This window comes from Desulfovibrio sp. An276, assembly GCF_002159665.1.
GTDB lineage: Bacteria > Desulfobacterota > Desulfovibrionia > Desulfovibrionales > Desulfovibrionaceae > Desulfovibrio > Desulfovibrio faecigallinarum.
Window position 1 is genome coordinate 34,358 of record NZ_NFJC01000007.1, and the last position, 22,870, is coordinate 57,227.

The window sequence follows — 22,870 nt, forward strand, 5'->3', positions numbered from 1 at the left end:
GCACACCCGATCCGGACATTTTTCCGCCACATCTTCCTGGAGGACCTTATACATGATCAAATGGCTCATACTGGCCCTGGCTGCCTATGTACTGTACAGGCTTTTTGCCAACGACATCCTCAAAAAAAGGCAAAAGGAGGAGAAGGTTGACAAGAAGGAAATGGAGAAGAAGGTTGCCTCCGGGGAAATGGTAAAGGATCCCGTGTGCGGTGCCTATGTCTCCCTTGACGACAGCATCACAGTGCGCGACGGCGAGCGCCGCTACCACTTCTGCAGCTACGAATGTCGCGACAAGTTCATCAAGAGCCTGACCGACGGCAGCAGAGTCATCGAAGAGGCTCCCGCAGAGGAGAAGAAGGACTAGTCCATAGTCCTTCGCCATTCCCGAACCTTGCCGACTTTTTTTGGGGGATCCCGCCATCGGGGTCCCCCTTTTGCTTGCAAAAAGGCACCTTGCCCGCATCACAGTGACAGGCTACAAGAAGAGGGAACACGCATTCTTTTGGGGGTATTTCTGAGGATGTTTGCCAGACGCGGGACACGCGGACACATGGAGGATGGGGAAAATCGTCCGGGGTTGGCAGGAAAGCCTTCCCTGGACCCTGAGAGGGAGAGTCCTGGCGGGCTTTCCCCTGCACTTGTCTTCTCGCACATACGCCCCTGGCTCGACTATCTGCTTGCCGTGCGCGGCCTCTCCCTTGCCACAGTGACGGCCTACGACGAAGACATGCGGGACTTTTGCTCGTTTGTGCAGGAACTGGCCTGCCCTTCGGAAAATCACACTAATCGTCCGGACATGGCAGGTACCGGCACCGAAACTCTCCCGGCAGCCATGAACGTTGGCGAGGAGACCATATTGCTCTATCTTTCCTGGGGCTACAGCAGGGGCCTCGAGGCCAGGACACAGGCAAGGCGCCTTGCTGCCCTGCGTTCCTTCTTTGGCTATCTCGTGGAGCAGGGGCTTGCAGGAGAAAATCCCACAGAAAAGAACAGGAACCCCAAGCTCCCAAGGCACCTTCCCACCTTTTTGAGCGTCAGCGAGGTGCAGGCCATGCTAGCCTTTCCGGACACTTCAGGCCCCAGGGGCAGGCGTGACGCCTGCATGCTTGAGCTTCTCTACGCTGCCGGCCTGCGTGTTAGCGAGCTTGTGGAGCTTACCCTGCATGCCTGCGATCTGCAGACAGGCATGCTGCGCATTTTTGGCAAGGGAGCAAAGGAACGCCTTGTTCCCATACACGGAAGGGCTCAGGGGGTACTTCTCGACTATCTCGAACACACAAGGCCATTGTTTGCGCCCCAAACGCCCCATGTCTTTGTGAACCGTTTTGGCAAGGAGCTCACAAGGCAGTACGTCTTCACCCTTGTGCGCGACTGTGCAAGGGCCTGCGGCATCACCCGCCCCGTTTCCCCCCACACCCTGCGCCACAGCTTTGCGACCCATCTTCTGGAAGGCGGCGCGGATTTGCGCAGCGTACAGACACTTTTGGGACACGCGGACATAGCGGCAACGGAAATCTACACCCACGTGCAGACCTCGCGTCTCATGGGCCTGCACAGACTCTACCACCCGAGGACCAGGACATGAGCTTGCCACACCCAGAATTTCGCACCGAGACCCTGGTAACCTGCCACTCCAACGCGGACTTTGATGCCTTCGCGGCCATGCTGGCTGCAGGCAGGCTCTACGCGCCCTGCGATCTGCTCTACCCGGGAAGCCAGGAAAAGAATCTCAACAAGCTCTACGAGGAGATAGGCAAGAACCCCGATCTGCTCGAGGGCTGCCGCTTTGTGGACAGCGACACGGACTTCTCCCGTTACGGCTTCCTCATAGTGGTGGACACAAGGCAGCGCTCGCGCCTGCACCACGTCTGGTCCCTTCTGGACAATCCCGGCATCCGCGTGGAGGTCTGGGACCACCATCCGGACACAAGCGACGACATTCACCCGCACCTCACACACTTTGCAAACACCGGTGCCTCTGTCACCCTGCTCATCACCCGCATGAAGGACAAGATGGTGCAGATAACGCCCTGGACAGCCTCCGTGCTCGGCATGGGCCTCTACTCCGACACCGGTTCCTTTGCCTATTCCTCCACTACGGCCGAGGACTACGAGGCTGCAGCCTGGCTCATGCGCCAGGGCATGGACGTAAATATCATCAACGACACCCTGGCCTTCGAGATGACCCGCACCCACGTGCAGGCGCTCAACAGCATGATAGAGTCCCTGGAATCCTACAAGATCAACGACGAGGAGGTGGTGCTGGCGCACACGACGCTCGAGCACTATCTCGGGGACTTTGCCTATCTTGCGCACAAGCTCATGGAGATGGAAAAGTTCACTGTGCTCTTTGCCATAGGCCGCATGGACGACCGCATCCAGGTGGTGGCAAGGTCCCGTGCGCCGTCCATCAACGTGGGAGCCGTGTGCTCCAGCCTTGGCGGCGGCGGCCATATCAACGCGGCCTCTGCCAGCATACGCGACAAGAGCCTTGCCGAGGTGCACGACGCCATCCTGAACGCCCTCTATCTGCAGCAGACAGGCGAGAACAAGGCCAGCGACTACATGACCTCGCCTGCAGTGGGCATGGAGGAAGGACGTACCATAGCCGAGGCGGACGAGCTCATGTTCCACTTCTCGCTCAAAAGCATCCCCATCTTTGCACGGGGAACACGGAAGTGCGTGGGGCTCATAGACAGTGTCACGACGCAGCGCGCCATGGCCCATGGCCTGAGCGAGGAAAAGATCGACGACTACATGATGAAACCCGTGCAGACCCTTACCGTGGACGCCACCCTGAAGGATCTCACCACGGTCATCGTGGGCTCGCACCAGCGCCTTGTGCCCATCCTGGACAGGGAGGAAAACATCGTCCTTGGCGTTGTCACCCGTACGGATCTCATCAGCATCTTCGCTGCAGAGCCTGGCCGCATGGACAAGAACAAGAAGGGCGAGCCCAAGAGTCGGAATATGGGCAAGACCCTGCGCGACCAGCTGCCAGCCAATATCCTGCATCTTCTGACCCTTGCTTCCGAGCTCGGGCGCGAGCTTGCCACACCTGTGTATGTGGTGGGGGGCTTTGTTCGCGACCTCATGCTCAAGACCCCGAACCAGGACATAGACCTTGTTGTCGAGGGCGACGGCCTTGGCTTTGCGGCTGCCCTTGCCAAGCGTCTGAACGGCAGGGTGCGCGAACACAGGAAGTTTCTCACGAGTGTTGTGCTCTACCCTGACGAAAAGGGCAGGGAACAGCGCGTGGACGTGGCTACGGCCAGGCTCGAATACTACGAGTCCCCGGCTGCCATGCCCACTGTCGAGCACAGCAGCATCAAGATGGACCTCTACCGCAGGGACTTTACCATCAACGCCCTGGCCATACGGCTGGACTGCGAGCCCATGGGCCAGGTGGTGGACTTTTTTGGCGGCCAGCGCGATCTGAAGGACAGGGTCATACGCGTGCTCCACGCCCTGAGCTTCGTGGAGGATCCGACCCGTATCCTGAGGGCCGTGCGCTTCGAGCAGCGCTACCACTTCCGCCTCGGGCCTGCCACGGAAAAGCTTGTGCGCAACGCTCTTGCCATGGGCCTTTTGGACAAGCTCTCCCCTGCGCGCGTCTTCCACGAATTCGAGCATATCTGCAGTGAGGAGCGGGCCCTGTCTGCCATCAATCGCCTGCAGGAACTCGGCATTCTGCAAAGCCTGCACCCGCAGCTTGCCCTCAATCCGGCAAGGACCAGGGATCTGCCCAAAATGGCCAGGGTACTCGGCTGGTTCAGACTGCTCTATCTCGACGTGGAGATACGCCCCTGGTTTGTCTACTTCCTCGTACTCACAAGTTCCATGAGCTACAACGACACCCTGACCTGCTTCAGGCGCCTGGGACTTCCTGCCACTGCCAAGAACACTGTCATGCAGGGCCGCGAATACATGCGCTCCCTGAAGAGCCCATTGAAGAAGCTCTTTGCCTCGCGCGAGCCAAGGCCAAGCGAGGTCTGCGCCCTTTTGGCAAAGCTGCCGCTCGAATGCGTGCTCTATATCATGGCCGTGGACAACAGGTCCGAAATCAGGCGCACTCTCTCCCGCTACATCACCACCTGGCGCAGCATGACGCCGGACATAGGCGGAAGCGATCTGAGAAAAATGGGCCTTCCTCCCGGACCTGCCTTTGCGGCAATTTTGCGCAGGCTTTTGCAGGCCAAGCTCGATCACGAGGCGGACTCCCCCTCAAAGCAGTACGAACTGGCCAAAAGACTGGTGCAGGAAGAGCTTGCAAGGCAGGAAGAGAAAGCTGCGACAAGACCCGAACAGGATCAGGGAAAGGCGCAGGCACAGGCACAAGCCTGACTGGGCACTTCCTGGGAAAAGAGCCGTACCAGAGAGACTATATTTGAAGCACTGCTTCAATATTCCTAAAGCTCTTCATAAAGTATTTCCCCTTGCAAACGGCCCTGCAGGACAACATCGCATCTCGGGTGCAAATCTGCTCTTTCCGTATGCCCTCTTTCCCTGCCCTGTCCCCTTTTGCTCACTTTTGCGCAGCCCATGCCCGGGGCAGGATCCTTAAGGCCCCTAGTCTCCCGGAAATTGCCCAAAAATGCGTGCCCATGGCGAAAAAACGTGCTTGCCGTTCAGGTGCAAACTTAGTATGTTCTCGAAAGTTGCCTGTACCGGATGCCATGCATGCGGTTTTGGGCAGCGGGAGGTTTTATGAAACACTTGTGGGCACCATGGCGCATTGACTACATTCTCGGTCCCAAGCCGGACGAATGTGTCTTTTGCCTGCCTAAGGACACGAACGAGGACGAGGCGCGCCTTGTTCTGCACAGGGCGAAGCACTGCTTCGTGATCATGAACAAGTTTCCCTACAACAACGGGCATATCATGGTCTGTCCCTACGAGCACGTCATGCAGCTTACAGCCCTCCCCCCGGAGACAGCCCACGAAATCATGGACTATCTCCAGTTCTGTTCTTCTGTCCTCAAGGAGCATTTCCACTGCGAGGGCATCAACATCGGTCTCAATCTTGGGCAGGCGGCTGGAGCGGGCATACGCGAACACCTGCACTTCCATCTGGTTCCGCGCTGGAACGGCGACTCCTCCTTCATGGCAGTCATGGACGAGGTGCGGACCATGCCGGAAAGCCTCGCTTCCACCTACAAAGCCCTCAAACCCTATTTTGCGTCCGCGCCAACACACTGCTGAGGAGGGATAATTCATGCGGTATATCAAGGCGCTTGTGCTGGTTCTCATCTTCTTTGTCGCGATGATCTTTCTTTTTCAGAACCAGGCCTCGCTCTCACAAACCCTGTCCTTCAGGCTGGACCTTCTGTTCATGCCTGCCATGACAAGCATTGAACTGCCCTTCTACTTTGTTCTTCTGGCAGCCTTCCTGCTTGGCGCAATTCTTTGCCTGCTCACCCTGCTCTGGGACAGGATGCGTCTTTCCGCCAGAATCGTGCGCGCCAATTTCCGCGTTCAGGCCATGCAAAACGAGGAGCGCAAGCTTGTGGCCCAGATGGAAAAGCTCGCCGAACAGCCAAAGGAAGGCCGTCTGAAGCTCTTCTTCAAGCGCGAGAAGAAGGCCGAGGAAGAAAAGCCCGCAGCCGAAGCCCCCAAGGCAGAGAAGCAGGCCGAAAAGGAAGCCGCGACACCCAAGGACAAGGCCGAGGTCAACGAGTTTTTCACCGAAACGACTCCGGACGATATGGACGCTGCGCAGGCAACCAGCCCTGCCCAGAAGGCCAACGCCTAGCCTAGTCTTCGGGGCGGCAAGGGCAAGCTGACCCCACATCCGGCAAATTTTGTGGCGGCGGAGAATTCTCCGCCGCCATGCTTGTTTTCTTTGCCCCCGAAAGCTGTGCACATCCACATAAACAGGAAGACCCCATGCCCGAAAGCACGGAAACCCAGCACCAAAGCCCCGACTGCGACTGCAATCAAGGCAGGGACAAAAAAATCGAGAGGGGAGACGGCTACCGTATCACCCCCATGTTCGAACAGTACCTTGCCATCAAAAAGGACTATCCGGACGCCCTCCTCTTCTACCGCATGGGCGACTTCTACGAACTCTTCTTCGAGGACGCGCCCATTGCAGCCCGCGAGCTGCAGCTTGCCCTTACCTGCCGCAACAAGAATTCCCCCAACTCCGTTCCCATGTGCGGCGTGCCCTGGCACGCAGTAGATGCCTATACAAGCCAGCTTCTCGACAAGGGCTACAACATTGTCATCTGCGACCAGGTCGAGGATCCCAAGACTGCCAGGGGCCTTGTCCGGCGCGAGGTGACCCGCATCCTCACCCCTGGTACAGTCATCGAGGACGAGCAGCTCAACGCAAAGCTGCACAACTACCTCGGCTGCCTTGTTGTGGACAAGGACAGGGCTGCCTTCGTGTGGGCCGACATCTCCACCGGCCAGTGGAGCGGGCTTGAGCAAAACCTCGCCGGCATCTGGCAGTACGTGGGAAAATACGCCCCGCGCGAGCTCATCGTGCAGGACACCCTGGAGCTTCCCCCGGAGGCTGTGACAGACTCCATGCGCCTTGTGCGCAGGGGCAAGAATGCCTTTGATGCAAGACAGTGTACGCAAAGGGTCTTGCGCAGCCAGAAGGTCAGTGATCTGGCAAGCCTTGGCATGCACGAGGGATCCCCCATGCCCAGGGCTGCGGGGGCCCTGCTGGCCTACCTTGAGCAGACGCAAAAGCGCGATCCCGATCACCTCTTGCCCTTCCGCCCCATGGACATGGGCAAATACCTCATCGTGGACGAGGTCACGGAGCGCAATCTCGAGATCTTCTCCTGCCTGAACGGCACTCGAGGCAAGGGCACCCTGCGCCATGCCATGGATGCGACCATTACCCCCATGGGCGGCCGTATGCTGGAGGACATGCTCAAGGCCCCCCTGCGCGACAGGTCACGCATCAGCGACATTCAGGACTGCGTCGAGGCCTTCATGCGCTCCCCCAAGGCCCTGCAGGATCTGCGAAAGGCTCTCGACGAGGTCCACGATCTCGAACGCCTCACAACCCGCATCTGCCTGAACCGCGCACTCCCCAGGGATTTTGCAAGCCTCAAAAACACCCTGCTCTGCCTGCCGGCAGTGCACACGGCCCTGCTTGCCATTCAGGGGGACAATACAAACACACCCCGCCTTCTTGCAAGCCTTCTTTCCTCCTTCGACGACCTTGCGGACTGCGCCAGTATTCTGGAAAGGGCCCTTGCGGACATCATGCCCACAGCCATCACCGAGGGCGGCATCTTTCGCAAGGGGTATGACAGCGAACTGGACGAGATCCTTGAGTTTTGCGAGCACGGCGAGCAGCTTTTGCAAAGACAGCTGGAAGAGGATCAGGCGCGTGTGGGCCAGATCCGCCTGAAACTCGGCAACAACCGCGTCTTTGGCTACTACTACGAGATTTCAAGGCTCCAGGCGCGTGGGGAGCTGCCACCGGACTTCGAGCGCAGGCAGACCCTTGCCAACGCAGAACGCTTCACGACAGAAAAACTCAAGACCCTGGAAGACAATATCGTGCAGGCCGCTGAGCGGCGCAGCTCCCTCGAATACAGGCTTTTCCAAAAGCTGCGCGCCCATGTGGCCGAACTTCGCCCAAGGCTCTTTGCCGTATCGTCTACCCTGGCCCGGGTGGACTACTGGCAAAGCCTTGCGACAAGTGCCCGCGAGCGCGCCTGGGTCCGCCCCGTTTTGTGCGAAGACCCTGTCCTGCGCATCCAGGAAGGGCGCCATCCCGTTATCGAGGAGATGGTAGGCCAGGCAAACTTCGTGCCCAACAGCCTTGTCCTGGACGAAAAGCGCAGGCTTTGTCTTCTCACAGGCCCGAACATGGCCGGCAAGTCCACCATCCTGCGTCAGGTGGCCCTCATCTGCCTCATGGCCCAGATGGGCTCCTTTGTGCCTGCCCAGTCTGCCACCATAGGGATTGTGGACAGGCTCTTTTCCCGCGTGGGCGCTTCCGACAACCTGGCCCAGGGGCAGAGCACCTTCATGGTGGAAATGATGGAGACTTCCCGCATCCTGCGCCAGGCAACGCGCCACAGCCTTATCATCCTCGACGAGATCGGCAGGGGCACCAGCACCTTTGACGGCCTTGCACTCGCCTGGGCCGTGGCCGAGGATCTGGCCCAGCGCTTCGGCGGCTCCCTGCGCACCCTCTTTGCCACCCACTACCACGAGCTCACCCGCCTGGAAGGCCAGATTCCCGGCGTGTTCACCATGAACGTTGCCATACGCGAATTCAACAGGAACATCGTCTTCCTGCACAAGCTTTTGCCTGGCCCCACGGACAAGAGCTATGGCGTCGAGGTGGCACGGCTCGCAGGCGTGCCACATTCCGTTGTCAGCAGGGCCAGGGATCTGCTCGAACGTCTGGAGACCTTGCGCGAGGCAGGCCAGAAGGCTGTCTCCCAGGCTCTTGGCCCGGGGCTCCTGCCAGGATGCCTTCCCGGCGTGCAGGCCGGTCAGGAACAGAAGGGCAGCGCAGAGCCCAGTGGCAAGAAACAGGCGGATCCGGCTGTTCAGGGCCAGCAGCAGACGGAAACACATCCTCTTGTGAGCATATTGAGGGATCTCGATCCCGACAGCCTCTCGCCCCTGGCTGCCCTCAAGCTTTTGAGCGAGTGGAAGAAGATCTGGGGCATGCCGGTCCGGCAGGAACCGGATCAAACCCCGGACTCTTCCGAAGAACAGAATCTCCCGTAGGACAGGAGAGAAGACGGGGCTTGCGGTGTTCAGTTTTCGGCCACATGCCCGTCTGGTTGCTCAGCTTCTGTTCAGCAATAGTTCAGCTATTGAACAGTACAGGTCGGCAAACGTTCTCCCGAAAATCCTCCGCAATCCTGTGGATGTTCTGTTTTTGCAAAAATGGCACGGTTTGTGCTTGGGTGACCTGTGCTCATCATGCGGGCCCAATGCCCGGATATCAGGACTGCACTCGAATCAGATCATACGAATCAGACCATCATGGATCGGATACAGAACAGGAGACAAACCATGCCCAGCAAAAAATACCTTCTTGTTCCCGCACTCGCTGCAGCTCTTCTCGGAGCTGGCACGTTTGGCACAGTCACAAGCGCGCATGCCCACGGCTACTGCGACGGTCCGGGAGGCGGATACGGACACCATCGCGGCTACCAGCAAGGCTACAATGCTCCCGATAGCTACCAGGACGAGAGGGGAAACTACCGCGCCGGGGAGCCGACGAATCTCACCCCAAAGCAGCGCAAGGCCTACACGAGGCTCATGGACAAGTTCAATGCCAAGGCAGAACCCTTGCGTGACCAGATGTTCGTGAAAAGATCCCAGCTGCGCGCCCTGGAAAATTCCCCCAGGGCCAGCAGGGCCGAAGTGGAGAAGCTCTCCAGGGAATACAGGGATCTTGACAACAAGTTGCGAGCTCTCGAAGAGCAGCTTGAGCGCGACATGAAAAAAGAAGGCATACGGTAGGGCCATTGCCGCAAGATCCCCAAAAACGGGGCGGCAACAAAAAGGGAAGATCCGACGATCTTCCCTTTTTGTTGCCACACAAGGACCTGTGGCATGTGTGACACGCCTTTAGCGCAGGTTTTGTTCGAAAAACTTCCCAAGCTCCCTGAAATGGAAGACTGTTTCCGGAGCGGAAAAGGATTCGAGATACTGGGCATGGGACAGGGCTTCGTGGACAATGAGCCTCGCATCCACATTGGCTTCCAGCATCCTTGCGTGCACGCGCACGGTATTGCTCAAAAAGAGGTCTCGCGTGCCTGCCACAAGCAATGTCGGGGGAAAGCCAGCAAAGTCGCCGTAGACAGGTGAAAGCAGGGGATCCTTCAAATCCATGCCCGGGGCGTAGACCTTCACCGCATCCCCGACCCAGCCCTCGTAGCGCACAAGCGCGTTGTCCACACCTTCGTTGGCAAAGTAGCTGTCGCCAATCTTGTCAAGGTCCGCCCAGGGCGTCGCAGGGCAAATGGCACCAGGCATTGGCAACTTCTCCATCTTCGCCCGCAGCACCATGGAGAGCACAAGGCTTCCGCCCGCAGATGTCCCGAAAAGGCCCACCTTCTCTGGAGGTGTGCTTTTCAAAACCTCCCTGTATACGGCCATGCAGTCGTCCAGGGCAGCAGGATAGGGATATTGGGGTGCCAGACGGTAGTCCACGGAAAGACAGCGTATCCCCCCGTAGTGCGCCATATAGATGGCCTCCCCTGCCCCTATCAGGCCGGGAAAGAAGACATAGCCCCCTCCGTGCACATGGATGAGCAGACGGTCGCGGTTTTGGGGAAGAATGTTTTTTGGGGTGACCATGTAGACCCTGACACCTGCCATGGTTCTTTCCTCCATGGTGACGTCAGCGCTTTTGGCAAGCGCAAGAATCTTCTCGTCACTTCCACTGTTCGCCTCGCTCAGTGCCCTTGCGTACTCTTCCAGGGACATGGGCTTCACAAGCCAGTCCGCAGGGTACGGTCTTGCGACATTCTCCCGCATCCTGTCGCTTACAGTGGAAGGAACCGGGATTTCCCTCTCGTGCAGGGTAAGCGCCAGGGATGGGTTTGAGGCCAATAGGGCAAGGCCTGCCAGGACAAGGCCTGCGGCCATTTTTCTTGCTTTCATACGCTCTCCACAAGGAGGGCCCGGGTCTGCCCCAAGACAGATCCTGCCCGGCACCCTCGCCTTGCGGGACATATTTTCACAACTGCGCTCAAAAGGCTACAGCCAAAAAATTCCTTGTTTTCCGGGCAGATCGCGCAGGCATGGAGCAAAAATCCCGTTTGCGTAGGCCAGGGTCTGCATGATAGACTGCCTTTTTGAGGATTGCTCCTGCATGGCCCTGACGTCGCTTGCGGGAGTTTTTCGTGAACTACACACTGTCCGGACAGACTGTGCCCAGGGTGCCTGCAAGGCCAAAACAGACTGTCACTGTCCCAAAATCCCAAACACGGGAAGTCCATGCCAACAGAATACAGCGCCAACGCCTTTTCGGTTCTGCAAAGCATTGCCGAGGAACGCATTCGCGAAGCCCAGCGCGACGGAGTCTTTGACGATCTGCCCGGCAAGGGGGGGCCATTGCACCTTGAGGACGAGAGCGGCATTCCCGAGGAACTGCGCATGGCCTACCATGTCCTCAAGAATGCGGGCATGGTTCCCAGGGAAGTACAGGAGCGCAAGGAAATTTCAAACCTCGCGGACATGCTTGAAAAGGACTGCGACGAGCACACGAAGGTCACAGGCATGCGCAGGCTTGAGGCATTGATCCTGCATGCCAGGCTGCGCACTGGAAGAAACATAGCCCTGCACGCGGACGAAGACGCCTATCTGGACAAAATCCTGGACAAGATCGCGCAGTTCAGGAAAGGCATGGGTACGAAATAGTCCACAGATTTGCAAAACGGGACAGGCTCCATATGGAATCTGTCCCGTTTGTGCCTTTCAGCCCCTGAAGGGGCCTCGTGATTTTCTATTCTTCCGTTCCCGGAATATCCACAAGGCGCGCCCTGTGTCCCGTGTGCCTTGCCATGAGGAGAACGTCGTCCAGGGCAAGGGCCAGGGTCCTGGTGTTCACCCCCGGGTGAGCCTGAACAATCTCTCCGGAAAGTTCACTGTCCACCACAAGTTCCACACAGCCCTCCCCGTCCGCGACGATGGCAAGCGGAGTGACTGCTCCCGGGTGCAGCGAGAGTCTTTCCATGAGCTCGTCTTCCTTTGCGAAATTGAGCCTAGCGCTCGCACCAAGCACATGGGTCAGGGCCTTCAGATCCACCCTCTTCGTGTCCGGGACGAGCACAAGGTAGTACTCCTTCCTGGCAGGGCTTCCGCTGCGCAAAAAGAGGTTCTTGCAGCTTTTGCCCGCAAATTCGTGAATGCCGCAGGCCCTTGCCTCTGCCACGGTGTACACAGCCCTGTGCTCCAGCATATCGTAGTGTATGCCAAGCTCGTGCAAAAGGCCTGATATGCGCTCCTCGAGATTCATAGCGGGCACTTGCTACTTCAAAAGGCTCTCGAAGTAGTCTATCTGCATGGCCCTGCGCACATCGTGCAGGGTGGAGGCTGCGGCCTCTTCTGCCACTGCCGTGCCTGCCTTCAGGATATCGAGCACGTCCGCGGGCCTTGCCTCCCAGTACTTTCTCTTCTCGCGAATGGGCGCAAGCTCTGCCTGCAGGACGTTGTTCAGGAACTTCTTGACCTTGACGTCGCCAAGGCCGCCCCTGCGGTAGTGATCCTTCAGGGCATCCAAATTTTCGTAGTCCGGGAGGAATTCCGCAAAATGCTCGGGTCTGGAGAAGGCGTCGAGATAGAGGAAGACAGTGTTGCCCTCGATCTGGCCGGGGTCGGACACACGCAGATGGTTGGGGTCCGTATACATGGACATGACCTTGGTCTGGATGTCCTTGGGTTCCTCTGAGAGATAGATGCAGTTGCCGAGGGATTTGCTCATCTTGGCCTTGCCGTCCGTTCCGGGCAGGCGCAGGCAGGCCGCGTTGCTGGGCAGGACGATTTCCGGCATGGTCAGGGTCTCGCCATAGGTGGCGTTGAATTTCTGCACGATCTCGCGGCACTGTTCGATCATGGGCGCCTGATCTTCGCCAGCGGGCACTGCCGTTGCCCTGAAGGCCGTGATGTCCGCAGCCTGGCTGATGGGATAGCAGAAGAAACCAACGGGCACGCTGGCGTCAAAGCCGCGCATGGCGATCTCGGACTTGACCGTGGGGTTGCGCTGCACGCGGGCCACTGTCACGAGGTTCATGTAGTACATTGTGAGCTCGTGCAGCTGAGGGATGCAGGACTGGATGAAAATGGTGGTTTTGGCCGGATCAATGCCCACGGAAAGGTAGTCCATGGCCACCTGCAAGAGGTTGTTCTTGACCTTCTCCGGATGCTCCGCATTGTCCGTCAGCGCCTGGGCATCGGCAATCATGATGAAGACCTTGTCGAACTCGCCGCTGTTTTGCAGGGCAACGCGTTCCTTGAGCGAGCCCACGTAATGGCCCACATGCAGTCGTCCTGTGGGTCTGTCTCCAGTCAGTATAATCTTTGACATGTCATGCCCCTTGCGTTGGTCGGACTATCCGAATGACCGGCATCCGCCTTGCAGTTTTCTTGTTACAGTGTTGTAAGGTTGGCGTCCCTTGGGGGCATGTCCCTGTTTCCACACTGGAAAAGGTCTCCCCCTAAAAAAACGCAATTGAATTGAATACATGAGTGTGTTTGCACTGTCAAGATGTTCGTTGCGCAACTTACTGAAATCAAAGATTCTTTTTGTTCTGTCCGGCACATGACAACACAGGGACAGTTCTTTTTGCGAAAATCTTTGACGAAGGTCCGAAATTGGGGTTCAATGGTTTGGGGCATCCCGTCCCAAACCCCAAGCGAACATACAGGAGAATTGCCATGGATTTTCTTGAACTTGTGCGTGCCACCCGTACCTGCCGCAAATTCAGGCAGGCCGAAGGGCTTCCCGAAGGCACCCTGACCTGGCTTGTGGAATGCGCGAGGCTTGCCTCCTGCGCAGGCAATGCCCAGGCTTTACGCTTTGCGCTGGCCGAATCCGCCGAGGCCTGCAAGGCCGTGTATCCGGCTCTCAAGTGGGCAGCCCTGTTCAAGGACTGGGACGGCCCCGCAGAGGGCGAGCGCCCCACGGGCTACATCGTGATCGTGGGGGAAAGGGGCAAGCGCGCGCAGCTGAACGGCATTGATGCCGGCATAGCAGCCCAGACCATGCAGCTCGCAGCCCAGACCAGGGATATTGGCTCCTGCATCCTGCTTTCCTTCAACCACGACGCTGTGGCGAAGGCTCTGGACATCCCGGATACCATGGAGCCCCTGCTTGTGGTTGCCCTTGGTCTGCAAAAGGAAGTGCGCGTGGCAGACACTGCCAAGGGTCCCGAGGATCTTGCCTACTGGCGCGACGACAAGGGCGTGCATCATGTGCCAAAGCTCCCCCTGGAAACCCTTGTCCTGATCAAAAAGTAATCGGCATTGAGCGTGTGCGGGGACAAGCACTTTTCCCGCATGTTCAGGCAAAGGCCCGCTGGGCTTCCACCTTCAGAAAAATGGCAGTGTCCGTCCCGCAGACACTGCCATTTTTCCTGTCCCAAACAGGGATGCCCCTAGAGCAAATCCTCGTCTGCAGGCATGCGCTCCCAGGCTATGTGCCCCTTTTTCTTGTACTTGCGCATCAAGACGTAGACTGCGCCGGCTCCACCGTCATGGGACTTTGCAGTACAAAAGGCGAGGATAACCCTCTTGAAGGGCTCCTGGGTAAACCACAGCTGCAGCTTTTCCCGCAAGATACCTATGCCGTCCGGCGAATTCTTGCCCCTGCCGCAGACCACGATGACGCAGCGCAGGCCCCTGTACCACGAGCCCTTGAAAAATCCCCGCAGGGTCTCGAAGGCCTGCTGCGTGTTCAGACCGTGCAGGTCTACGTGGGCCTCGGGGCTGAAGCTTCCCTGGCGCAGCTTCTGCATCATGACAGGATCAAGCCCCACCACAAAGCCCTCCATGTATTCGTCCGTGAAGGAGATGGCAAATTCGAGCTTGCCATCCATGAAGTCCTGCAGGGCATTGCCCGACGTTCCGGCAAAGGGCTTGGGTTCGACAGGGGGCACAACGTCCCTGCCGGCCTTGGTCAGGGGGGTGACGCCTGCCATGGCCTTTGCAAACTCGTCCGCATGCATGCCCTGCTGCAGGAGTTCCTCCATGCTCATATCCGCACTCATGTCCGCCTTTGGAGAAGCGGGCGTGCCGGCAGACAGGCTGGCAGCCCTGCTGTCGCGCACAACCTGCTTCCGGGTTTCGCCCCCGCTCTTCCCTGCGCTGACCTGGGCCCGATTCTGTTCCCTGGACTTTTGGGGCGCAGGTTTGGCCTGAGCCTTCGTCACTGCCCTGTCGTCCCTTGTGGCAGCCTTTCTTCTGCCTTCCGCAAGGCCCTGGCTCATCTGCTCTACAAAGAAGGCATCGTCCTCAGCCTTGTCCTTGTGTACCACAGTCATGCCTTCCATGGCCTGCAAAAAGATGTCGCACTCCGCATCAAAGGCCGGATCCCCGTGCTTTTTGCGCCGTTTCAGCTCCTTTGCCTTCAGCATGGCGTCCCTGCCGCTGCTTCCCTGCTGGGCAAGCCCGGATTTCTTCAGGGAGCGCAGATTGTCCCTGAAGGGATTGTTGGCAAAAAGGTGATCGTCGAATTTTGTGTCGGACATGACCATATCTCCTGCACGCGCCAGTGGCGTTTTTTCATTCCGGCAAAAGGGTACGTCCAAAGCCGGGCGCCTGCAAGCAGTGGAATGGGGGCATGGCTTGCAGGGACGGGAAGAGGCACATTGATCCTGCCATCAAGGCATGGCAGTGTCCTTCCTGCAAAAAGAATTTTTTCCTTTACACGATTTTGTGCAAAAGGTACTCTGATCAATGGAATCCCCTATCCTGTCTCGTGGCAACATATACCCGGACTTCACGCTGTGTGGGCAGGCAGAAAAACAGCCCCTGTGCGCGACCATCCTCCTTGAATTTTTCACTTTTCCGGTTCAATCAGGTTTTGCATGCCGAACAAGGAAGAACAGAGAATACAGGCGGTCAAGGACCTCACAAGCAACATCTTGCACCGCCACTATTGCGAAAACAACGTGGAGGCCATAATCCCCTGCTTTTCGCGCACCATGAGCTGGTTTGGCGCTGCCGAGCAGGAATACCTTGTCGGCTACGAGAAGATCGTGGACATGTTCAGGCAATTTGCCGGCAAGGTGCCGCTCTGTCACATCACGGACGAGCATTATGACGTCATCAGGGTTGCCGAAGACGTCTATGTGTGCACAGGCATGCTCTACATCTTCACGGATCCGAGCACCAATATCTACCTTCGCGTGCATCAGCGCATCACGACCGTTGTGCGCTGGGAAGAAGGCGTGCCGAAATGCTGCCACCTGCACATTTCCAATCCCTACACGGAAATGACGGTAGAGGACGTGGGCTTTCCCACTGCTGTCTCCAACGAGACCCGCAAATACATGCTGGAACAGCTCAATCGCCAGGCCGTGCAGCTGGAGAAGCTTGGGTATGAGGATCTTCTGACTGGCATGTACAACAGGAACAAGTTCAACAGGATCCGAAAGGACGAATATCCGGGGCCCCTTGGCCTGGCTGTTCTGGATATCAACGGCCTGAAGGAAGTGAACGACAGGTTTGGCCACGAGACTGGAGACAAGCTCATTGTCCGCGTATCCTCTCGCATCAGGGAGCGTTTCGAGAACAAGTGCTTCCGCGTTGGCGGAGACGAGTTTGTGGTTGTGGAAAAATATGGCAGCGAGGAAGGCTTTCGCGCTGCCCTCGAACTTTTGCGCACAGGTATCGAGGAGTCTGGCGACAGCATTTCCATAGGCATTTCCTGGCGCGATGTGCCCGACTTTGATGCTCAGCTCAACGAAGCGGACAACGACATGTACGAGAACAAGCGCAACTTCTACACGCAAAGGGAACACGATCGCAGAAAACGCCGGGGGTAAAAAAAAGTGCCACAGCGTAAACTGCGGCACTGTATATTGTCCCCTGCGGGGTATTGTCTAATGGGCTGCTGCGGGCTTGTCTGTGGCCGGAGCTGCAGGCTTTTGGGCTTCGGAAGCCGCCTTGGGCTCTGTGGCAGCCGCAGCACTCTCGGAAGCGGAAGCCTTGGGCTCGGTCACTTCTGTCTGCGGCACGGGAGCCGTGGGGATGAGCTCGTTGGTTGCGGGAACCGGGCTTGCGGGCATGGCCGGAGCGGGCTCCTCGATGCGCACGTTCAGGACAGCGGATTCATCCGTCACGTGTTCGCTCGTGGTGTAGGTGTAGGCCAGGGATGTGCCCACGAAAATGACTGCCACGAAGGCCGTCAGCTTGGCCAAAAGACCGCCAGCACCAGTGCTGCCGAACACGGAGGTATTGCCTCCGCCGAAGATGACGCCCATGCCCTCCTTGCCCGACTGCAACAGGACAAGTATGACCAACAGGACACAGACAACAATATGCAGAACCAAGATGAGCGACTCCACGGTACCAAAGCCTCCGGCGTATCTATTTGCTCTTCCAGGGGAAGTCAGTTGAAGGGGAAAACAGAAAAAAAGACAGAAAGATTTTGTTCCTGTCCTGCTAGAGGCCCGCACGCACGATGTCGAGGAAAGACTTGGCCTCCAAGGAAGCGCCTCCTACCAAAAGACCATTGACATTGTCAAGGGCCAGGATGTCTGCGGCGTTGGCAGGCTTGACGGAACCACCGTAGAGAATCGGCACCTCATCGCCGCTCGTGAAGACAATGCGCAGGATGTCGCGGATGATTTCATGGGCCTCGAGTATTTCCCTTGGTCCTGCCGTCTTGCCTGTGCCAATGGCCCACACGGGCTCGTAGGCAATGGCTATGCGATCAACGGTTCCCGCAGCCTGGCCGGAAAGGCCGCTTGTGATCTGGCGCAAGAGCACAGTGCGCAGCTGGTCCGCCTCGCGCTCTTCCAGGGTCTCGCCCACGCAGAGCATGACCTTGAGGTCATGAGCCAGGGCAAAGTTTACCTTGGTGGAGATGAAATCGTCTGCTTCCTTGAAGATGTGACGGCGCTCGGAATGCCCCACAAGCGCCCATGTGCCGCCTGCGTCGTGGACCATGGCAGGAGCAATCTCGCCTGTGAATGCCCCCTCCTCCGCGGGATAGAGGTTCTGGATGCCGGTCTCGAAGGCACCCTGGGCAACAGCGGACACGCAATCAAGGCAGGTTGCCGGGGGGAAGATGATGACGTCCCTTCCCGCAGCCGGGCTTTCCTTCAGGGAAGCGGCCACGTCGCCGGCAACTGCCTCAGCCTGAGGACGCGTCTTGTTCATTTTCCAGTTGGCAGCGATAATGGTTTTCATACGTTCATTACTCCTTGGCGAAAGGCACATGCCTTGCCAATTGCGGTGAACCGGACTCCTTTCATCAAGAGTTCCAGTGTTGGAATTCCAGCATCATGACCAGGGCGTCCTCGCCGGTTTCCCGGTAGTACTTCCTGCGCAGGCCTGTCTGTCTGAAGCCGGCCCCGGCATACAGGGCGCGGGCCGGAGCATTGCCTACAGCAACCTCCAGATAGCAAACCATGGTATGCATTTTGCGGACCTCTTGCAAGGCATGCCGAAGAAGGGCTGTGGCTATTCCCCTGCCCCTGAAGGCCTTATCCACTGCTATGTTCTCCACCTCGCATTCGCCTGCAGCGCAGCCAAGCGCAACATAGCCCACCAAAAAGCACTCTTCCTCACTGCCCGCAAAGGCCCCGAAACCGACAGTGCCACCCAGGCCTTCAAGGCCAAGGCCCAGCTTTCGCGCATACTGTTCCTCTGTCCAGAACGTGGGAAAGGTCCTTTTCTCGAGTGCAGACACAAGGCCTGCGTCTGCGGGCAGCAAGCGGCGCAGGACAATGCCCGTGCATCCTTCGCTAGTTGATGAACACATCGGCATAGGCCTTCCTGTCGAGCATGGCCCTGGCTGCCCCGCGCAGTATGGTTGTCAGGGGATCGCTGTCGAGACGCACCTCAAGGCCCGTGCAGTCTGCCAGATACCTGTCCAGGCCGCGCAGAAGCGAGCCACCGCCGGCAAGGGTTATCCCTGTGTCGTAAATGTCCGCAGCCAGGGCCGGTGGCGTGCGCTCCAGGGTCTTCATGACTGCAAGCCCTATGGCCTCGACCGTGGGCCTCAGGGCCTGGCGCACGAATTCGGGACTGACCTCCACCGTGAGGGGGCGGCCCATGGCAAGATCCTTGCCGGAAACATGCATGGGAGAAAGATTGGGCACCTCGCAGGCGGATCCTGTGCCTATCTTGAGGCTCTCGGCCGTGTTTTCCCCAACCTCAAGGCGGTACTCGTGGCGCAGGGCAGCCTGTATGGCCTCGTTCATGGCGTCGCCTGCCATGCGCAGGGACTGGGAAACGGCAATGGCAGACATTGTGATAACCACCACCTCGCTCGTGCCTCCGCCCACGTCGAGAAGCATTGTGCCCCTGGGTTCGGCTATGGGAAGATCCGCCCCTATGGCCGCAGCCATGGGTTCGTCAACGAGCAAAACCTGGCCTGCGCCTGCCAGATGGGCTGCGTCAATGACCGCCTTCTTCTCCACCTGGGTGATACAGGCAGGCACGCCAATGACCATGGACGGTCTGAAAAGGCGCGAGACACCAATGGCCTTGCGGATGAAGTACACTATCATCTGCGAGGTCACGTCGAAGTCGGCAATGACGCCGTCGCGCAGGGGGCGCACATTGCGTATGCGATCCGGTGTACGACCGCGGGATATCTTGGCCCTGGCACCCACCGAGATGACAGCGCCCGTGCGGGTGTCGATGTCCACCACCGATGGTTCGTTGACCACTATGCCGTCGCGCCTTGTGTAGAGAAGAGTGTTGGCAGTCCCGAGATCCATGGCAATGTCCCGGGAAAAGTACTGGAGAAGACGCTGCAGCAAACGCATTGTCTATTCGTCCGCGCTGGTGTTCACAGGCTGGTAGGGATCCCTGTCCGGGTCGTGGCTGCGCGGTCCGCTGTGGTAGACAGTGGCGCTTTGCATGAAGGAGCGCAGCCTGTTGCGCAGATAGAGAATCTCCGCGTGCATGGAAAGAAGGGTCACGGCCTCGCGCAGGAAGGCGCGCATGCTTGTGCTCACCACATGGGGCTGGGTATGGCCAAGGCAGAGGCAGGCCCTGGGGGAACGGTTTATGAAGACAGGCAGGCAGGCCACGGAAGTAAAGGCAGGCAGGTTCTCGCTTGTGCCGAACAGTGCTACTGTCCTGCCCTCCTCGCCGTCCTGGACCACGTCCTGGCCGTTGCGGAAGACCCAGCCGGCAAGGCCGTAGGAAATGGACTGGAAGAAGGGCTCGCCGTTGTGCACAAGCACAGGCTGGTTTTCGGCAGCTATGCAGTAGGACTCGCCCGGAACCTCCACGCTGGCAAAGGCGCAGTAGTCGAAGCCTGTCGCGGCAGCAACGCAGTTCAGAAATCCGGAAATGAAGACATCCCAGCGCTTGTAGCCGCTCACAAGTTCGGTTATGGCGCGAAGCTTGGAAAAATAGAGGGGGATTTCGCTTATGGATCTGTCAAAGGAGCTCTGGGTGTGCACGCCGTCCAGAATGGTGGCGAACATCTGCAAATGCCTGTGCTCCTTTTCCGTAAAGCCGTACTGGCGCTTTGTGTCCACGCACAGGGCACCGCCTGACGGCAGGGGACAGCCCATGAAGGCCTTGATGGACTGATCGCCCTCTGGGCCGTAGTAGAGCAGGCCGCCTTCGTGCTGATCGAAGGCAGGGATCTCTATGAACTTCTTCTTGTCCACTATCCAGCCGACCAGGCCCTGTCCGTTGCGGATGCGTGTCTCTGCGACAACGTTGTCGCCCAGGCTGAACCAGGCGGCAAGGACGTAGCCTTCCTCCTCGGACGCGTCCCCGCCTGTCCCGTCTGCCCCGGCAGGCAGAAAGAGCGTGACCGTATAGGCGTCAAAGACGTTGCAAATGAGCGACAGCATCTGCTGTTCGGAAGTGGAAATCTGTATGTTCATGCGGCAAGTTTCCAGTTTGTGTGGCGGGGAAAACAGGAGCGGATCGCGGAAATACAAGGTTCCCGGAGCCGAAAGAAATCGCGGACACACGCGTACCAACCTGCTCGTGCGAGTCTAGCAGAGCCATGGGCGCCCTGCAAGCACAATTCGCCCGAAAAAAAGCAGCAATTCCCATACCAGACATGTCGCGGCACGTACAAAAATCTGAACCACAACCCTTGCCTTTTTCACCTGCGGACCTATATAATTTGGACTATTTCCATACGGGTCCGGGACGGACAGGATTTTTTCCCGAAAACGTTTTGTGACACGATCCGCAGGGCAATTTTTTCACATTGGCATTCACATCAACAACAGGAGAAGGATTGGGGCAGGGAAATGATACGCTGGCAGGATACACTTTCGCAAAACGGCATGCCCTGGGAGGCCGGGGGATTCGGCCTTGCCGATGGCTACGGCATGGAAAGCCTTGAAGACCTCAAGGCCTTTCTTGACGCCGTGCACATTCGCATGTGTCTTGTGCGTCCCTACCAGAACCTTGCCAACTATCCCCTGGTCGAGCCACGCGAGCTTCTGCCCTCCTTCGATAACGCCATGTTCGAATACAAGGAGCTGCCGGGATTCTCGATGCTCGCCATCGACAGGAAGCTTTCCTTTTTCAGGGAACGCTTCCAGTACGATATCCTGCACTCCACAGCTGTCTCGCCCAACGCCTGTCTTCTGGAAAAGCAGGTCCTTGCCCGCAACATGCAAACCTTTCTCTCGCGCCTGCCACGTGTGCATCAGGACGTGTTCAGACAGCAGTTTGCAAAAAAGGATCTGACGGACATTCGCAACTACCCTGCGCTCATGCCCTATCTGCTCAATATGGACAGGGCCCACGTTTTGTCCCGCGATCCGGCAGACAACTTTGTCCTGGCCGGCATCTTCGCCTCCTTCCCCAATGACATAGACTCTGTCCTGAAGCGCTTTGGACTGAGCATAGGAAAGTTTACCCGCAACGACGACGAGCGCTACGCGCGCAACAGGCAGTTTGTCTACCAGTTCCTCATGGAACTCTACGGCTTTCCCATTGTGAGCGAACGCAGGACCTCGGCTGCCATGTTCGCACGCAAGCTCACGCTTACAAACGAGCGATTCATGCTGCGTGTGCTCGGACAAACGGACAGGACCATCACCACCTACACAAGCCAGGAGGGCTCTCACCATTTCCCAAAGGTGGAAAAGATTGCCCTCATAGCCGTGGACGCAGATCAGGAAGATGCCATCCAGGCCATTGCCAGCAAGGGCTTTTTCCTGGATCAGGAAAACCGCGTCATCATCCTGCGCGTGACCTACAGGCAGCATCGCTACGATCAGGCCAACATCCGCCAGGACAGGGCTCTCTCCGTGGCATCCCAGGAGATCATCCATCCCCTCACAGGACAGGTGCTCAAGGGGCTCAACATCATCCGCGACGCCACCAACATGTACCTGCGCCTGAACGACATCGTGCACGGCGAGTACACGGGCCATGTGGTCTACAAGAGAACCGAGATTATCGAATCCACGGAATCGGACGAAAAGCGCCTCAAGGTGCTCTACTACTGGCTCACCAAGAACCAGCGCCGCATGATAGACTACAGCGAGGAGTTTTTTGCCAAGATCAACCGCGTGCTCACGGGCTACCTCTTCTCCCCGGAGAAGGACGAGGAGTTCGGGAATCTGCGCGAACTGCACATCGAGGTCTGCTCGCGCCTTGGCTACATCCAGCAGGCAAGGCGTGTGCGCCTTCTCGAGGAACTGAGGACGCGCACCTTCCACGGAGATCGCATCACCTACAGGCAGATGATACAGCTGGCCCTGGAGGCAGTGACAAATCTGAAGTTCGAGCTCGTGCACTTCTTCCCGGACATAGTGGAAAACGTCATCGCCTGTCTCGAGCGCATCACGAGCGACAGATACCTTATCCGCCGCTACATCCAGCATCAGGATGGCAGAACACCCTCGAAAAACGCCCTTGAGATCCGCAAGGGCTACGGCGCCCTGGTCTCCGCCACGGACGATCTCAAGAAGATGCTGCGCAACCGCAAGAACTGGCAGCCCCCAAAGGCGACACCGAGTCCCAAACAGGTCAAGGAACGCCCACAGGAAGCCCCCCTGCCAAGCAGCGCAACGGACACTGTGGTGAAGCCCCTCTTGTGGGACAACCTGGGACAGCCTGTGGTGCAGGCCATACCGGCAGGAGCGCAAGCCACTCCCCCAAAGGCCCAGGCGGGACAGTCGGCCACATAGACACTTTCGGGCGGGATTCCAGGAAAAACCTGAGAATCCCGCCCTTTTCGCAAGGGATCGTCAGAGCTTACGCA

The 22,870-nt window shown here is 58.2% G+C and carries 20 protein-coding genes; 11 read left to right on the forward strand and 9 right to left on the reverse strand.

Going from position 1 to position 22,870, the window contains the following annotated elements:
* Positions 1 to 52: 52 nt before the first annotated feature.
* From B5F76_RS04960 to B5F76_RS04990, 7 genes are all read left to right on the forward strand, one after another.
* Positions 53 to 364: a YHS domain-containing protein gene (locus tag B5F76_RS04960; RefSeq protein WP_087351901.1), complete on the forward strand. Its 312-nt coding sequence runs from the start codon at positions 53 to 55 to the stop codon at positions 362 to 364.
* Positions 365 to 550: 186 nt separating this feature from the next.
* On the forward strand, positions 551 to 1,585 hold the full coding sequence (locus tag B5F76_RS04965; RefSeq protein ID WP_087351977.1) for a tyrosine recombinase: 1,035 nt from the start codon (positions 551 to 553) through the stop codon (positions 1,583 to 1,585).
* Positions 1,582 to 4,344, forward strand: coding sequence for a CBS domain-containing protein (locus tag B5F76_RS04970; protein ID WP_087351903.1), 2,763 nt, complete (start codon positions 1,582 to 1,584; stop codon positions 4,342 to 4,344). Before B5F76_RS04965 ends, B5F76_RS04970 begins: the two co-directional genes overlap by 4 nt.
* A 363-nt stretch (positions 4,345 to 4,707) precedes the next feature.
* Positions 4,708 to 5,202 carry an HIT family protein gene (locus tag B5F76_RS04975; RefSeq protein WP_087351905.1) on the forward strand — a complete coding sequence of 165 codons (495 nt, stop codon included), beginning with the start codon at positions 4,708 to 4,710 and terminating at the stop codon, positions 5,200 to 5,202.
* Positions 5,203 to 5,215: 13 nt separating this feature from the next.
* Positions 5,216 to 5,752 carry a lipopolysaccharide assembly protein LapA domain-containing protein gene (locus tag B5F76_RS04980; RefSeq protein ID WP_087351907.1) on the forward strand — a complete coding sequence of 179 codons (537 nt, stop codon included), beginning with the start codon at positions 5,216 to 5,218 and terminating at the stop codon, positions 5,750 to 5,752.
* 236 nt (positions 5,753 to 5,988) lie between these two features.
* Positions 5,989 to 8,712 (forward strand): DNA mismatch repair protein MutS, encoded by a 2,724-nt coding sequence (gene mutS, locus B5F76_RS04985; RefSeq protein WP_087351979.1) that lies wholly within the window; start codon positions 5,989 to 5,991, stop codon positions 8,710 to 8,712.
* 291 nt (positions 8,713 to 9,003) lie between these two features.
* Complete coding sequence (locus B5F76_RS04990) at positions 9,004 to 9,456, forward strand: Spy/CpxP family protein refolding chaperone (RefSeq protein ID WP_087351910.1); 453 nt, start codon at positions 9,004 to 9,006, stop codon at positions 9,454 to 9,456.
* Between the two features lie 108 nt (positions 9,457 to 9,564).
* On the opposite strand, the gene B5F76_RS04995 is transcribed toward B5F76_RS04990, so the two are convergent.
* Complete coding sequence (locus tag B5F76_RS04995) at positions 9,565 to 10,602, reverse strand: alpha/beta hydrolase (RefSeq protein WP_204218327.1); 1,038 nt, start codon at positions 10,600 to 10,602, stop codon at positions 9,565 to 9,567.
* A gap of 336 nt (positions 10,603 to 10,938) precedes the next feature.
* Here B5F76_RS04995 and B5F76_RS05000 point away from each other — a divergent pair, with 336 nt between their 5' ends.
* Complete coding sequence (locus B5F76_RS05000; RefSeq protein ID WP_087351914.1) at positions 10,939 to 11,361, forward strand: DnaJ family domain-containing protein; 423 nt, start codon at positions 10,939 to 10,941, stop codon at positions 11,359 to 11,361.
* 85 nt (positions 11,362 to 11,446) lie between these two features.
* Here the strand turns inward: B5F76_RS05000 and B5F76_RS05005 are convergent, their stop codons facing one another.
* Entirely contained in the window at positions 11,447 to 11,959 is a 513-nt protein-coding gene (locus B5F76_RS05005) for a YbaK/EbsC family protein (RefSeq protein WP_087351916.1), read from the reverse strand.
* A gap of 12 nt (positions 11,960 to 11,971) precedes the next feature.
* The gene (gene trpS, locus B5F76_RS05010; protein WP_087351918.1) at positions 11,972 to 13,027 is read right to left on the reverse strand and encodes a tryptophan--tRNA ligase; all 1,056 of its coding nucleotides are present in this window, start codon (positions 13,025 to 13,027) and stop codon (positions 11,972 to 11,974) included.
* 350 nt (positions 13,028 to 13,377) lie between these two features.
* Here trpS and B5F76_RS05015 point away from each other — a divergent pair, with 350 nt between their 5' ends.
* Positions 13,378 to 13,959, forward strand: a complete 582-nt coding sequence (locus tag B5F76_RS05015; RefSeq protein ID WP_087351919.1) for a nitroreductase family protein — start codon at positions 13,378 to 13,380, stop codon at positions 13,957 to 13,959.
* A 137-nt stretch (positions 13,960 to 14,096) separates the two neighbouring features.
* On the opposite strand, the gene B5F76_RS05020 is transcribed toward B5F76_RS05015, so the two are convergent.
* On the reverse strand, positions 14,097 to 15,188 hold the full coding sequence (locus B5F76_RS05020; RefSeq protein WP_087351921.1) for a Smr/MutS family protein: 1,092 nt from the start codon (positions 15,186 to 15,188) through the stop codon (positions 14,097 to 14,099).
* A gap of 339 nt (positions 15,189 to 15,527) precedes the next feature.
* Between B5F76_RS05020 and B5F76_RS05025 the strand changes: the two genes are divergently transcribed.
* Complete coding sequence (locus B5F76_RS05025) at positions 15,528 to 16,487, forward strand: GGDEF domain-containing protein (protein ID WP_087351922.1); 960 nt, start codon at positions 15,528 to 15,530, stop codon at positions 16,485 to 16,487.
* A 57-nt stretch (positions 16,488 to 16,544) separates the two neighbouring features.
* Here the strand turns inward: B5F76_RS05025 and secG are convergent, their stop codons facing one another.
* The 5 genes from secG to B5F76_RS05050 all read right to left on the reverse strand — a co-directional run bounded on the left by secG (position 16,545) and on the right by B5F76_RS05050 (position 20,522).
* Positions 16,545 to 17,009 (reverse strand): preprotein translocase subunit SecG, encoded by a 465-nt coding sequence (gene secG / locus B5F76_RS05030; protein ID WP_087351924.1) that lies wholly within the window; start codon positions 17,007 to 17,009, stop codon positions 16,545 to 16,547.
* Positions 17,010 to 17,106: 97 nt separating this feature from the next.
* On the reverse strand, positions 17,107 to 17,856 hold the full coding sequence (gene tpiA, locus B5F76_RS05035; RefSeq protein WP_087351926.1) for a triose-phosphate isomerase: 750 nt from the start codon (positions 17,854 to 17,856) through the stop codon (positions 17,107 to 17,109).
* A 64-nt stretch (positions 17,857 to 17,920) separates the two neighbouring features.
* The gene (gene rimI / locus B5F76_RS05040; protein ID WP_162608690.1) at positions 17,921 to 18,430 is read right to left on the reverse strand and encodes a ribosomal protein S18-alanine N-acetyltransferase; all 510 of its coding nucleotides are present in this window, start codon (positions 18,428 to 18,430) and stop codon (positions 17,921 to 17,923) included.
* The gene (gene mreB / locus B5F76_RS05045) at positions 18,414 to 19,442 is read right to left on the reverse strand and encodes a rod shape-determining protein (RefSeq protein WP_087351930.1); all 1,029 of its coding nucleotides are present in this window, start codon (positions 19,440 to 19,442) and stop codon (positions 18,414 to 18,416) included. The genes rimI and mreB overlap by 17 nt, the downstream gene beginning before the upstream one ends.
* A gap of 3 nt (positions 19,443 to 19,445) precedes the next feature.
* The gene (locus tag B5F76_RS05050) at positions 19,446 to 20,522 is read right to left on the reverse strand and encodes a GAF domain-containing protein (RefSeq protein WP_087351932.1); all 1,077 of its coding nucleotides are present in this window, start codon (positions 20,520 to 20,522) and stop codon (positions 19,446 to 19,448) included.
* A gap of 378 nt (positions 20,523 to 20,900) precedes the next feature.
* On the opposite strand from B5F76_RS05050, the gene B5F76_RS05055 reads away from it, so the two are divergent.
* Positions 20,901 to 22,796 carry a hypothetical protein gene (locus B5F76_RS05055; protein WP_204218329.1) on the forward strand — a complete coding sequence of 632 codons (1,896 nt, stop codon included), beginning with the start codon at positions 20,901 to 20,903 and terminating at the stop codon, positions 22,794 to 22,796.
* Positions 22,797 to 22,870 lie beyond the last annotated feature (74 nt).